Origin of the sequence: Sediminicola luteus, assembly GCF_002514735.1 — a bacterium.
Lineage (GTDB): Bacteria > Bacteroidota > Bacteroidia > Flavobacteriales > Flavobacteriaceae > HQA918.
Map to the genome: position 1 here is coordinate 1,180,061 of NZ_NBWU01000001.1, position 14,750 is coordinate 1,194,810.

Sequence of the window (14,750 nt, forward strand, 5' to 3'; positions counted from 1 at the left end):
TATGTTTTCGTATAACCTTAAATATGAATTAAAACTCCTTTGGCGTAGCCGTTGGATCCAATTACTAGGGGTGTTGTTACTTGTTTTGATCGGTTTTGCCGTATACAACGGGCAGGTAAAAACGGACCAATGGGAAAACAGTATCCAAACCGCCCAACAAACTTTAAAGGCATCCGATGCCGCTATGGTCAAGGTGCTCGATTCCGTAGAACAGGGTCTAGAGGTTTCCTTGGCACCTTGGTTGGTGCCGACCAGCCCCATGGCTGTGGGTAATGTACACCCGCGTGTTGTAGCCAAAGACGCCCAGCCTTTATCGTATATCGCTACCGGTCAGTCCGATTTATTCACCCCATATGTTTCCCCTAAGGCTACGGGTGATGACTTTGCCATTGAATTCACCGAGATGACCAGTCCGGTGCAGTTATTGTTCGGTAATTTCGACTTGGCTTTTGTTATCATTTATCTGTTGCCCTTATTGATCATTGCGTTTTCGTACCATGTGCTTTCGGCCGAAAAAGAAAGGGGTTCTTTACGTATTCTAATGGCGCAACCCATTAGTATTCGGCAATGGGTATTCCAAAAATTGACTCTTCGGTTTTTGGTGCTTTCGGTTTTGGTCATCGTAGCCTTTGTGGCCGTAGCCCTTGGGTTTGGGTTGGATGTATGGGCGAATGCCCCATCATTTTTCATATTGATTGCACTCGTACTTACCTATATGCTCTTTTGGTTCGCTTTGGTTTTTTTGGTCAACCTTTGGGTAGGCCAATCGGCACGCAACGCGATATCGCTATTGGGCCTATGGATATTTTTCGTGCTATTGGTGCCTTCTATCCTTAACCAAATAGGTAGTGTGCTCTATCCCATGCCATCACGTACCCAAATGATCGGACAAATGCGAAGCCTAAAGGCTGAGGCTACCGAAAAACAAGATGAGATCTTGGATAATTTTCTACGCGATCATCCCGAATACGCGGTAAACGATAGTACGCAAAAACGCAATTTCTATCATCGCTATGTGGCTAGCCAACAACTGATTCGGAGTGAATTGGAGCCCGTGGTCAACCGCTATACCGAACAGTTACAGAAACAACAGGATCTGTTGGGCAATTTTAAATGGCTATCGCCGGCCATTGTAGTCCAACAGGCCTTAAATCGATTGGCAGGTAATTCTACGGCCGACTTCTTGAACTATAAATTCCAAGTGATGGGCTTTTCCGAAACTTGGCGTAACCATTTGATGCCGCTCTTGTACAATAACCAAGATTTTAGCCAAGAAGATGTACCCAAGCTACCGGTTTTCCAATACCAGCCCTTAAGCAGTTCGGCTACCTCGGCCTTGCTCGTTTTGTTAGGTTTGGTGGTCCTATTATTCGGACTCGGATTCGGTTTTACCAAGCGTATTTGGGCCAGCTGATATTTTATACACTACAGTTAATTCAAGACCTATTCCCCTTCCTAATTTAATTGGTATTGGGGAAGAGGTCCTTTTTCAACAACAACCATTTGTTATGAAAAATATTCCAATTACTATACTCATGCTACTGGGTTATATGTACAGCTCGGCCCAATCGGATTTGTTCGATATTGATGAGGTAAAAATCAGAACCCCGTTTAACCAAGCTAGTAAGCTAGCGCATTATCGCTACGATAGCATTAGTTACGAAAAAGCCCGGAGCCAGACCGACTTTATTTTCGAAAAATTCAGTTACCAGAGCGATGGCCATACCGTATCAGGTTTTAGTTGCCGACGGCGTGATACCCAAGGGCGAAAATGGCCTGTGATCCTTTACAATAGAGGTGGAACGGGTAATTTTGGCCGATTGAATGAAGAAGACTTGCCCGATTTTTACACCCTGGCACAACAAGGGTTTGCCGTATATGCCACAAACTATCGCTATATAGATGCCTTGGGGGCCCAAGATCAAATTGGTGGAGACGATGTAAACGATGTCATCCATTTGCTGGAAGCGGTAAAAAGACTCCCGCATATAGATCCAAAAAATGTTTTTATGATGGGGGTTTCCCGAGGCGGACAAATGACCTACCAAAGTCTGGCCCGAACCCAAGTGAATGCAGCAGCCGTTATTGGGGGTGTGGCCGATTTTCATATACAAATGGAAGCCAGACCCATCTTTTTAACTGGTTGGGACGACTTGGAACCCCACCAGAATTATAAGGGGCTGACCCAAGTGCTCCCCGATTTTGAAGCTAAAAAGACCCAATACCTAAACGAACGCTCGGCCACCTACTGGGCCGAAAAAATCAATAGTCCGATCTATATTTTACACTCCCGTCAAGATGGGCGGGTACCCGTGTCCGGAGCCTTAAAATTGGCCCAAAGGTTTACCGCCTTGGACAAGTCCTATAAGCTAAAAGTATTCGATAGAAAAAGCCACGGCCTGCCCCATTCCCTATTCGACACCTATACAGAGATCATCGCCTGGTTCACTGCCCATATGGAATAGTCTTGGTTATTGAATCGTATAATCGGAAGTAATTCAGTTGAATTGGTTACGTCGGATTACTTACTCCCTCTCCCTCGGGGAGAGGGCTGGCCTGTCCCGAAGCATTTCGGGGGGTGAGGGCTTTGGGTTTGTTGCATCGTTTAGTTGTAGAATCGTTTAATCGGAGGTAGTTCAGTATTACCATTAAATGTATTTTTAAGCACCTAATTATTAGTATGAATTTTAGATTGGTTTTTGAGAAGTATTTATTTTGGTTGTTCTTGATAAGTTTTCTTTTGATGACTGTTTTAGGAGAAAGTGAAACGGACAGTATTAACAAAACCATTGGCTGGATGTATGACTCCAGTAATTCTCCATATTTATTGGGATGGATTAATTGGGGCTCAGCCATATTGTTTTTGCTTGGTTATGGCATGGTTCTATTGGCTTCGAAAAAAACCCATTTTAAATTATCGGTTATACATTTTCTACTTTTTTTGACCCTTCATGGTTTGGGAAAATTTGGTGAACCTGGTTTCCAAGTAATCTGGTCACTTACTTTCGTATCCATTATGATGTTTGTATTGAATCTTAATCAATCTAGAAAGATTACTTAAAATCTTGGCTTATCTCTATTCTTATTAGGTTGTAGGTCGGAATGATTTTAACTAAGCTACAGATTACTTAGAATGACTATAAGGTGAGTAAAGGTTAGACCCCTCTGTGGTTCTCAGTGCTACTCCGTGAAACTCAGTGCAACAGACTTTTTTAACTCATAACACGGGGTTTTGCCGCGGAGCTGGATTCAATGGCTTTTAAAGGGCATCCTATAACCCAAAAACAATTTAAACGAAGGCATGCCCACTACCCAGAAATTGTATTAGGTTACCAAATCATCAACATGGGGTTAGCTTTCTTGTTTTCGTTCAGATCCGTATTGTCGATATGCAAAAAGATTGCGAAATTCACTTGGTTTTTTTTGGTAAGACGGATCATTTTTTAAGTATTTTTCAGTTTCCTTAAAAATTCATACCTTTTAAAGGCCCCAAAATCAGAGTGCTATACCGACCATGACATTTGTCATATCCGAGGGTATAAACTTATGTTAATTTCGGTCTCTGATAATGGATCCTAGTTGGGTCCAATGTTTAACATTTTGGAACCGCCCTATGAGAAAACCTATTTTCTCCTTGACCCTATTACTATGCTTGTTTATGGGGGTCGAGGCTATTGCACAACTTACGGTAGATGTCGACCTACGCGCTCGATTCGAATACCGTCACGGATTCAACAATCTTTTTCCAGACGATGCCGACCCGGCCGCCTTCGTTCAACAACGTTCGCGACTGAATATCGGATACCAGGCCGAACGCTATAAGCTGTTCGTAAGTGCCCAAGATGTCAGTACCTGGGGCGATACCCGCCAGATACTTCCCGTAGATGGGAACGATTCCTTTATGCTCTTTCAGGCTTGGGCCGAAGTATTTATGGATGAGGCCTGGGCCTTAAAAGCCGGACGCCAGGTAATCTCTTATGATAACCAACGTATTTTCGGTGGACTCGATTGGGCCATGCAAGGGCGTTTTCACGATGCGGCCCTTATCAAATACAAAAAAGACGGCTTTATCACTGACTTGGGCTTCGCTTTTAACCAGCCCAAACCTTCGGTAGAGGGCAATGTATACCCCATTCAAGGTTTTTTTAGCTATAAGGCCATGCAGTATGCCTATCTGAAAAAGAACTGGGAAAAGTCGGCAGCCAGCTTCCTCTTTTTAAATAGTGGCTTCCAAGATTTTATCGATGGCGATATCGACCGCCCTGACGGTGTTTTTTACAGACAAACGACAGGTACCTATTTTGAGTTCCCTATAGACCAATTCAACTTTTGGGGAAGTGCCTATTACCAATTCGGTAAGGCCGATGGCGATACCGATCTCAGTGCTTACCAATTGGCCTTGGAGGCTTCCATAAAACCCGGAAAAACGGTTTATGCCCTAGGTTTTGAAATGCTTTCGGGTACGGATCAGGCCGGGGACGATAAGAACAAATCCTTCTTCCCGCTTTATGGTACCAACCACAAATTCAATGGTTTTATGGATTACTTCTATGTGGGTAACCATGCCAATAATGTGGGTCTGAACGATATCTATGCCAAGGTAAAGGTGGCCACAGGCGAAAAATCGAGCCTGTTGCTTATGGGCCACTATTTTGCCGCCAATGCCGATCTGTTGAACAATGCCGATAAGTATTTGGGTACCGAGATCGATTTGGCCTTTACCCAAAAAATAACCAAAGGGGTGAAGGTAGATGTGGGCTATTCCCATATGTTCGCCGGTGAGAGTATGAGTTTGATCAAAGGCGGCCGACCCCACGACAATACCAACAACTGGGCTTGGGTACAGTTGGTGGTAAACCCCAATATCTTTACTTGGGATCCGAATAAAAACAACTAAAAGAAGCACCACATGAATCTCCTACCCGAAAAGAAAACAACATGGCGTACCGTGGCTACTTTGGCCATTGCCGTCATTGTGGGTATGGGGCTGTTCTTGGCCAAGGAGGCAGAGGTGGTTTCCTATATGTCAGACGACCCCCAGGCCTGTGTGAACTGTCATGTGATGACCTCGCAATACAATTCCTGGATGCATAGTTCGCACCGCGAATGGGCCAATTGTAACGATTGCCACGTACCCCATAACAATGTGGCCAATAAATACTTTTTTAAGGCTAAAGATGGCCTGTACCATGCTTCGGTCTTTACCCTAAGGGCCGAACCCGAGGTGATGTTCATGCGCGAAGAGTCGGAGGCCGTGGTACAGGACAATTGTATCCGTTGTCATGTGCAGCAGGTTACCCAGACCAAGTATGAAGGCTATTTGGCCGATCATACCGCCAACCGCACCGAACGCAAATGTTGGAGCTGTCACCAAGAGGTACCCCATGGTAGCCTCCACGGTAGCTCTACTATACAATATAACATTGCACCCTTACCCACAGATACCGGCGAATCCGTAATTCCGGATTGGCTAAAACAAGAATTAAAAAACGACCCAGATGAAGAATAAAGTCCTATTCCTAGTAACCGTAATCGTTGTCTTTTTGTTGGGACTCTTGGCTTCCAGCATTATCAACAGAAAAAACGAGGCACGCTATAAGTTCGTGCCCAAGGTAGATATTGCCGAAAATGAACCCCGAAATGAGGTTTGGGGCGAAAACTATCCGAAAGAATATCAATCATTCCTACAGACCTCCGAGACCGATTTTGCCACCTATCAAGGGGGCTCGGCCATGCGCGATATGCTGGAGGAAGATCCCCGTTTGGTGGTGCTCTGGGCCGGCTATGGTTTCTCTAAAGACTATAACCAAGGACGCGGGCACTACTATGCCGTAGAAGATCTGCAGAACAGTTTACGTACGGGCGGACCCACCGGTAAAGACGATGGGCCTATGCCATCGACCTGTTGGACCTGTAAAAGCCCCGATGTGCCCCGCCTTATGAACGAGATCGGACAAAAAGAATACTATTCGGGCAAATGGGCCAGTAAAGGCTCCGAAGTAGTGAACCCGATCGGTTGTGCCGACTGTCACGACGAAAAGACCATGAAACTGCAAATTACGCGTCCGTACCTGATCGAGGCTTTTGAGGCCATGGGGCAGGATATTGAAAAGGCCACCCACCAAGAAATGCGTTCGTTGGTCTGTGCCCAATGTCACGTAGAATACTACTTTAATAAAAACCTACCGGGTAAAGAGGGCGTGCCTTTTGTGGTATTGCCTTGGGAAAAAGGGACTTCGGTTGAGGAAATGGAGGCCTATTTCGACAATATCAACTTTAAGGATTGGACCCATAAAATATCGAAGGCGCCCATGCTAAAGGCCCAACACCCCGACTGGGAGGTGTTCAAGACCGGAATCCATGCCCAACGTGGCGTAAGTTGTGCCGATTGTCATATGCCGTATAAGAGTGAGGGCGGACAAAAATTTACCGACCACCACATTCAATCGCCATTGAACAATATGAACAACGCCTGCCAGGTGTGTCACCGTGAAGATGCCGACAAGCTTCGCGAGAATGTGTACGAGCGTCAGCGTAAGTCTACCGAGACCCGTTTACAACTGGAGGACATTTTGGTAAAAGCCCATATCGAGGCCGGTAAATGCTGGGAGCTTGGGGCCACCGAAGAGCAGATGCAAGCCATTCTTATGGATATACGCCATGCCCAATGGCGCTGGGACTATGCCGCCGCTTCGCATGGGGGATCTTTCCATGCCCCAGTAGAAATGGCCCGGGTAATCGGTACCGGACTGGTCAAGGCCCAAGACGCCCGATTAAAACTGGCCCGTTTGTTGGCCGAACTCGGACATAATGAACCTGTGGCCATGCCCGACATCAGTACCAAACACAAAGCCCAAGAATATATAGGGCTGGATATGGAAAAACTAGAGGCCGAAAAGGAGACTTTCCTCGAAAACGTATTGCCACAATGGTTGGAAGAGGCCAAGGCAAGGGAAGCCAAAATGCCGACCTCTAAAAAATAGATTGTCATGCTGAGCGCAGTCGAAGCAATTAAGAACAACCAATTGTTTTAGATGCCGGGCAGAATAATCAATTAATAAAACAACTGTTTCTTCCAAAGGATCCATCCGGGTTTTCACCAATCGATTAATCTGGATGGATCTTTAGTGAAGCACAGTTTTGAATACTTCCCGCAGTACGGCGGGATCTTTGGTAAAACAACTTAGGTTCATTACAACAAAGTGATGCTAAAAGCGACAAAAAATGCAACGCCATGGCATCGGTTCAAACGAAATTCCCAAATAGATGGGATTCCTCCTCGTTCCTCGTTCGGAATGACAACATAAATCACTAAAAAACATGGGTAAACTCTACCGCTTTTTTTCATCGTCTTCCTTGGCCTTGCTATTGCTTTTGGTCTTTGCCATCGCTATGGGTACGGCTACGTTCATTGAAAACGATTTTGGCATTGCCACTTCTTGGAAACTCATCTACAATGCCTTTTGGTTCGAGTTGGTCATGTTGGGCCTGGGCCTATGTTTTTTGTTCATTATTCCCAAATACCGGCTGTGGCGACGCGATAAATGGGCGGTTTTGCTATTCCATTTGGCCTTTATTCTGATCCTGATCGGGGCGGCCGTAACCCGCTACCATGCCGAAAGCGGACTTATGCGTATCCGCGAAGGGGCCCAGAGCAATTGGCTGATCTCCGATGCCGAATACCTGCAAGTGACCATAAAGGGCGGCGATCAAAACAAAACCTTAAAAAAGAAACTTGAATTCTCCCCTCTGGGGGATAATGAGTTTAGTCTCAGCTCCGACTATTACGGTACTCCGCTTACCGTTTCCTTTGCCGATTTTATAGCCGATGCGGCCGTAGAATTGGTCGAGGATGCCGAGCATGGCGAACCGCTATTGGAAATGGTGGTTTCGGACGGTAACGAAAAGACCACCCTAATCCTAAAGGAAGGGGAGGTAGAGGCCCTGGGCGACCATGGCCATAAGGTAGGTTTTGCCACCAGCGATACTACGGCTGTGGATATCCGCGCTACCGAATCCGGATTTAGCCTGTATTCGCCCGTTGTGCTCGACTTTTTTACCATGAGCACCCAAACGGCCGGAAAGATCAAACCCGATCGCTTGCAGCAAATGGAACTGAAATCGCTCTACCGCTGGCACGATGTTTCCTTTGTGCCCAACCGCTATTTCGAAAAAGGCAAGATTGATTTGGTCTCGGCCTCCGAAAAACCCAAGGAAAATGACCCTACCCGAGACGATGTGCTCAAAGTAAACGTACAATTGGGCGATACCCAAAAAGAAGCCACCCTGCTCTACCGCAAAGGCTTTTTGCCCGCGGCCCATAGCCTCGATTTTGGCGATACCCAAGTAGAACTGGCCTTCGGCTCCGATTCCATTCCGCTGCCCTTTGCCCTAAAACTGACCGATTTCCAGTTGGAGCGCTACCCGGGCTCTTCCAGTCCGTCTTCCTATGCTTCGGAGGTGGAGATTATTGATGGCGGACAACACACGCCTTACCGTATTTATATGAACCACGTATTGGACCATAAGGGCTATCGTTTTTTTCAGGCCAGTTACGATACCGATGAACAAGGTACCGTTTTGGCCGTTAACCGAGATGCCCTGGGCACTTGGATCACTTATGTGGGTTATTTTTTGATGAGCTTGGGGATGTTTTTTACCCTTTTTGGGAAAACCTCGCGCTTCCGTTTTATTCACAACAAACTGAAAAAACTGCAAAAGCAGTCGCAACGGGCCGCTGTACTTTTATTGCTGGGTATTGGTGTTAGCGCCGTTTCTGCCCAAAGTCCGACCGATTCCCTGGCCGTAACTCCCATTAACGAGATCCATGCGGAGGCTTTTGGCCGCTTGTTCGTACAGGATCTCGACGGGAGGATCAAACCCATCAATTCCTTGGCTTCCGAATTTTTACGGAAACTGTCCGGCAGACCTTATCTGAACTACGAAGACCAACGTTGGGATGCCAACCAGGTGTTTTTGGCCATGCATGCCGAACCCAATGCCTGGAAGCATATTCCGCTGATCAAAATGGATCCTGAAAAAGGGGGTGAACTGTTGCAAGATATTCAACAGCATGCCAACGGTCTCTCGGCTTTTTCCGATTTTCTTGGGGCCAATGGGGCCTACCTACTGGCCGAAGCCGTAGAAAAGGCCAACCAAAAGAAACCGGCCCTGCGTAGCGAACGCGATAAGGAACTGATCAAGGTAGACGAGCGTTTCAATATTATGTTCAACGTATTGTCGGGCAATTACCTCAAAGTATTCCCTAACAAAAACGATGCGAACGATAGTTGGTTTACCCATACCCATCATTTTGAGGATTTCCCGGCCGAGGATGCCCAATTCGCCCAAGGGATCTTACCCCTCTATTTTCGCGATGTATTGAACCAAGACTATGCAGCGGCCTATGAAAAGCTAAATTATATCGCCGTTTATCAAAATACCTTAGCGGCCCATATCGTACCCTCAGAGGCCAAGCTGAACGCAGAGATCTGGTACAACAAACTCAACCTGAATTTTTGGATGTTCCAGATCTTTTTTACCCTGGGCGCCCTCTTGCTTATTTTGTCCATTGTAAAGGTCTTGGTACAGAAAAAAGGGGTCGATACCCTTTGGTTCGTGGGTTTCTTGGGCATTTTTATTGCCTTTTTGGCCTTTACCGGCAACCTGATACTGCGTTGGTATATCTCGGGCCATGCGCCTTGGAGCAATGGGTACGAAATGCTGGTGTTCGTGGCCTGGTGTCTGGCCCTGTCCGGTTTACTTACCCACCGCAGTTCGGTCTTTATACTGCCGCTGGCCACCCTATTTTCGGGGGCCCTGCTCTTTGTAAGTTACCTCGACTGGCTTAATCCCGAGATTACCAATCTGATGCCCGTACTCAAATCGTATTGGTTAAAGATCCATGTGGCCACCATTGTCAGTAGCTATGCCCCCTTGGCCTTGGGCGCCCTACTCGGACTTATGGCTTTGGTGCTTATCGCTTTGCAAAACCCCAAGAACCACCAACGGCTGCAAAAGCATATTCTGGAGCTGACCTATATGAACGAGCTGCTGCTTACGATCGGACTCTTTTTACTGGCCATAGGGACCTTTTTGGGTGGGGTTTGGGCCAATGAATCCTGGGGCCGCTATTGGGCATGGGATCCCAAGGAAACCTGGGCCCTGATCAGTGTGATTGTCTATGCCATTGTACTACATTTGCGCTTTGTGCCTAAACTGAACAACGCCCTAACCTTTAATACTGCCAGTATGTGGGCCTTTTGGTCCATTATCATGACCTCTTTTGGGGTGAACTACTACCTCACCGGCCTGCATAGCTATGCCACCGGAGACCCCGTACCCATACCCACCTTTATCTACGTCTTGGCCGGCATTATGTTGGCCCTGACTGTGCTAGCCGTGGCCAGGCACCGCAAGCAGCGCGTTTAGTTGTGGAGTTGTTTAGTCGTTGACTCCCCCTCGATCCCCCTCAAGGGGGAAGCTAACTACCTAGGTGGCCCACTCGGGTTTGGTTACTGGTTCCAAGGTCTTATCTAGAACTGAGTACAAATGCCCAAAGGAAGCAGTCGGTCCAAAATTCCCCCTTTGGAGGGGGATTAAGGGGGTGGTTTCCCAGCTGATTTTTTCTAGGACTTTTCGACATTTAGCTTTCGATTTTATCTGGTGTTTAGTTGTGGAGTTGTGTTAGGGTTTAATCGGAAGTTGGGTGGTCATATCGACCCTGAGCGTTTGGGGTAGACATCTCATTATTTAGACAAGCTCACCGTCATAACCCTTAACTCTTAACTGGTTACTTATGCGAATCAAGGATTAATGTAATCTATTGAAAACCAGATGTATATTCTCAGTGTAACTCTGCGTATTCTCGGCGTGCCTCTGTGTAACTTGAGCTTTATGTGTTGTTGCACAGAGTTTCACGGAGTAGCCCAGAGGACCACAGAGAGTTCAACTCTTGATTCACGTTACTTATTAGCTAGTACAAATGCCGAATTGAAGTAAGCTGTCCATAATTTCCCCTTTTGGGGGCTAGGGGGTCTTACACATTTCCGTAAGGAGGCCCTAGTTCCTTTCCCTAGTTTTAAGCCATCGTTTAATTAAAAGGAAAAACCATGCTATTAGCCATAGGAGCACCACAGATTGCATTACTCGTACTAATATCCATCGGCCTTTTTGTATTGGGGTATACGATGGGCAAAAAGGCGGGTTATATAAAGCGTATACAGGAAGAAGAAAAGGGGCTTTGATTCGGTATAAAACCTAAGTCCGATCGATAACACCCTAATAAGTCCCCCCTTTGGGGGTTAGGGGGCCAGTATTCTCCTACAAAACAACTATTTAACCGCCCAAAACACTCAAAAAATACCCATTAGTGGGTATTGTACCCCATGTCGGGAAGGCCTAGTTTTAGGGATGAAAACAGAACCTAACAAAACCAATTTAAATCTACTTAACAAATGGTTGTTAAGGGAAAGTAGGTTTTTGGGTATTAATAGATGTGAAAAAAAAGGAAATGAAAATAACCAAATTCAAAATAGTAAATTATAGAGCAATTGAGAATATAGAATTTGCCCTAAACTTTTCAATTAATCCTATAATAGGAATAAATGAAGCTGGGAAAACATCAGTTTTAAAAGCAATATTAGCCTTTGACAAATCAAGAGATCGGCACAATGGAGGGAAGCATTTAGAATATGAAAACAACTATGCAATAAAACAAAGAGATTGTAGAATTTCAGCATTCATAAAGTTAGATAAAAAGGAAAAAGATGAGCTTGTTGAAAAAATAAAAATAAACACAGAATCAGAGGATTATAAAATTATCAATTCATTAAGCAAAGACTACATATTTGTGCTAGAACGTTCTCTTTCTAAAGAGAAAAAACCTTATAAATGTGAAATTGAAGATGTCTCTGAAGTAACTTTAAATAAAATATCAAGATACTTAGTATCGAAACTACCTTATATTTTATACTTCGATGATTTTGCAGACAGAGTTCCAAGTTCAATACAATTCCCAGATGATTATAGAGAAAGTGGTAAAATTGGAAGAGTTAAAAATCGTGAATGGAATGAGATTATAGAAGAAATTTTTAAGCGAGCAGATACAGAAGGTATTGACGAAGATGAAACAGAGACTCCTTTAATTTCTTATCTAAAAATTGAAGATAGAGATAAAAAATCTGACATACGCTCAGATGTTGAAGATACGCTTAACGAAGAAATAATACAGGAATGGAAGAGAATCAAAAAGAGTGGTGAAAGCTTTGCAGATGATAGTGACAAACTTGAATTAGTTATTGTAAATACTGATAATACTTTTGAATTTAAAGTAAAAGACAAATCACATAAAGGTAAAAAAAGAACTTTCGATATTTCAGAAAGAAGTAAAGGATTCCAATGGTTTTTCAATTACATGGTTAAGTTAAAATTTAATCCTAACTATAAGGGAAAATTAGAAAACTCTATATTCCTACTTGATGAACCTGGCTCCTATTTACATTCTTCTGCTCAAAGTGAATTATTAAAGGAATTAGAATCTGTCTCAAAGAAAAATACAATAATTTATTGCACACACTCTCAGTATTTATTAAATCCAGACATTATCAAACTTGGAAGCATAAGAATTGCAGAAAAGAAAAATTCTAAAATTAATTTGCAAAACTTCGGTAGCTATAAATCGAAAAAAGATAAAGGAGCATTATCTCCTATTTATCAAGCCTTAAACTTGAATTTTGCTCATGACTTTGTTGGAAAAATAATAATAACCGAGGGAATAACTGATTTTTATTTTTTTAATATCTTACAAAAGCATACAGATTTTATAAAAAAAGAATTGAAGTTTATTCCAAGTAGCGGAGCAAGTCAGTCCACGACATTGATAAGTTTTGCATATTCGTTTGCAGATAACTTCATAGTATTTCTTGACAATGATAAAGCAGGGAAAGACGCTAAAAGAAAGTACCTAAAAGAATTTGGAAGCGAATTTGAAAAGAAAATTTACACTTATGGTAACCAAAGTGACAAGTTTGAATTGGAAAACTTTTTGTGTGAAAAAGATGCGGAAAACTTATTACAAATAACAAAGTCGGATGATTTAAAAAGAGCATTAGGCTTTTTGTTTTATGATTATTCTAAAAAACAAAATGAATTTTGTAAAAACCTATCAACTAAAACAAAAGAGGGTTTAAGTGATTTGTTTAAAATACTTGAAAAAATATAAATGTATTACCCCCGCTACCGCACGATTTAATCGTGTGGTATAGCTTCTCGATGACCACAATGAACCCCCCGCTGGCGCTAACGTCTGTTAGTGCCATCTTCTTTTTAAGCCCTTCGCTGGCTCGTGCCTTGTTGCTTTACGTATCGATCGCTACGGGTAGCACTGGGTGGTAGGGCAGTCCAATCCATCAATCCATCGTTTTTGCAAGATAGGTCCGGTAAAATATTCCCATCAAAATAGTATCAAAACCACGGTATCCCATTTGTCAAGGGAACCCTCCGGGCTTTTGATCTCCAATTTGAGCTGAAATTTTCCCTTGACCAAAGTACTTCCCAAACGATTGTTCAATTTAAAAGCATTTATTTATGAAAATGACGGAGTTTGCCAAGAGCATAGGAAACTTGCCGAAAAAAGAGAAATTGGCTATCTTGGAAATCATTGACTTAAAAGTTGATAGCGATATGGACAGGGTACTTGATAGATTGGATACAATAAATTCCAGAATAGATCGCTTAGACTCAAGTTTAAAGTGGAGTATTGGAATCGGATTTACCCTTCTTGGCATTTTAATCACCATTTTAAACTTCTTAGAATAGCCCGAGGGCTATTTTTTTTATTTCTTTCGTAGCAATGCCCCCGCTGGCGCCAGGTTCCGCCTCGTGCCACTCACGCTAACCCCCGTTAGTACCATCTTCTGTTGTTAGTCCTCTGCCTCGTGCCTAGCCACCACACCTACCAAAAGCTGTCAGTAACTTCTTGTGGTATTGCCGCAACAAAAGCCTATCTTCCTTAGCTAAAACCGAGGTATACCTATGAAACATATATTGATCGCCGGAGCCAGTGGTATGGTCGGGGGCGAATTGTTGGCCCTGGCCTTGGCCGATACGCACATTACCGGCATAACCTCTTTGGTGCGTAGGCCATCGGGGCAGGCGCATGCCAAACTCACCGAGGTGGTAGTCGCTGATTTTTCGGACTATACGGCCCATTCTGAGGTGTTCCAAAATATAGATGCGGCTTTTTTCTGTATTGGGGCCTATACGGGCCAGTTGCCCGATGCGCAGTTTAAAGCCCTCACCGTAGACTATGCCGTGGCCTTTGGTAAGCAACTGCAAATGGGGAGTCCGCAAGCACGTTTATGCCTGCTTAGTGGGGCTGGGGCCGATCGTAGCAAAAAAAGCCGTACCGCCTTTGCCCGTTATAAGGGCATGGCTGAAAACCAACTCAGCGCCCTCGATCTCGAATTTTACAGTTTTCGACCAGGCTATATCTATCCGGTACGACCCAGAAACGAACCAAACCTGATGTATAAAATCAGCCGCGGCCTATACCCCTTAATCAAAATGTTCGGTATAAAATACAGTATTCCATCTACCCACTTGGCCCAAGCCATGCTCACGGTGGGCCTAAACGGTCACGGCCAAGAAATCTTGGAGAATATCGATATAGCAGACTTGACAGGGGGTTGATGATTGTTTATTTACGATTGATTATTAGGTAATTGTTTTGGTGTGGCGTTGTTTAATCG

General features: G+C 44.3%; 10 protein-coding genes. All 10 read left to right on the plus strand.

Features of this window, described 5'->3' with window-relative positions; genetic code table 11:
• Position 1 precedes the first annotated feature (1 nt).
• The 10 genes from B7P33_RS11810 (at position 2) to B7P33_RS11855 (ending at position 14,691) form a co-directional block, all read left to right on the plus strand.
• The gene (locus B7P33_RS11810; protein WP_097442162.1) at positions 2–1,414 is read left to right on the plus strand and encodes an ABC transporter permease subunit; all 1,413 of its coding nucleotides are present in this window, start codon (positions 2–4) and stop codon (positions 1,412–1,414) included.
• Positions 1,415–1,508: 94 nt separating this feature from the next.
• Entirely contained in the window at positions 1,509–2,465 is a 957-nt protein-coding gene (locus B7P33_RS11815) for an alpha/beta hydrolase family protein (RefSeq protein ID WP_097442163.1), read from the plus strand.
• Positions 2,466–2,680: 215 nt separating this feature from the next.
• Positions 2,681–3,061, plus strand: coding sequence for a hypothetical protein (locus B7P33_RS11820; protein WP_097442164.1), 381 nt, complete (start codon positions 2,681–2,683; stop codon positions 3,059–3,061).
• Between the two features lie 552 nt (positions 3,062–3,613).
• A complete protein-coding gene (locus B7P33_RS11825; RefSeq protein ID WP_097442165.1) occupies positions 3,614–4,897 on the plus strand; it encodes an alginate export family protein in 1,284 nt (427 codons plus the stop codon).
• 12 nt (positions 4,898–4,909) lie between these two features.
• On the plus strand, positions 4,910–5,509 hold the full coding sequence (gene nrfH, locus B7P33_RS11830) for a cytochrome c nitrite reductase small subunit (RefSeq protein ID WP_097442166.1): 600 nt from the start codon (positions 4,910–4,912) through the stop codon (positions 5,507–5,509).
• On the plus strand, positions 5,499–6,983 hold the full coding sequence (gene nrfA, locus B7P33_RS11835; RefSeq protein WP_097442167.1) for an ammonia-forming cytochrome c nitrite reductase: 1,485 nt from the start codon (positions 5,499–5,501) through the stop codon (positions 6,981–6,983). The genes nrfH and nrfA overlap by 11 nt, the downstream gene beginning before the upstream one ends.
• Before the next feature lie 337 nt (positions 6,984–7,320).
• Entirely contained in the window at positions 7,321–10,431 is a 3,111-nt protein-coding gene (ccsA, locus tag B7P33_RS11840) for a cytochrome c biogenesis protein (protein ID WP_097442168.1), read from the plus strand.
• Positions 10,432–11,512: 1,081 nt separating this feature from the next.
• Positions 11,513–13,222 (plus strand): ATP-dependent nuclease, encoded by a 1,710-nt coding sequence (locus tag B7P33_RS11845; RefSeq protein ID WP_097442169.1) that lies wholly within the window; start codon positions 11,513–11,515, stop codon positions 13,220–13,222.
• A 365-nt stretch (positions 13,223–13,587) separates the two neighbouring features.
• Entirely contained in the window at positions 13,588–13,818 is a 231-nt protein-coding gene (locus B7P33_RS11850; RefSeq protein WP_097442170.1) for a hypothetical protein, read from the plus strand.
• Positions 13,819–14,034: 216 nt separating this feature from the next.
• A complete protein-coding gene (locus tag B7P33_RS11855; protein WP_097442171.1) occupies positions 14,035–14,691 on the plus strand; it encodes an NAD(P)H-binding protein in 657 nt (218 codons plus the stop codon).
• The last annotated feature ends 59 nt before the right edge of the window (positions 14,692–14,750 follow it).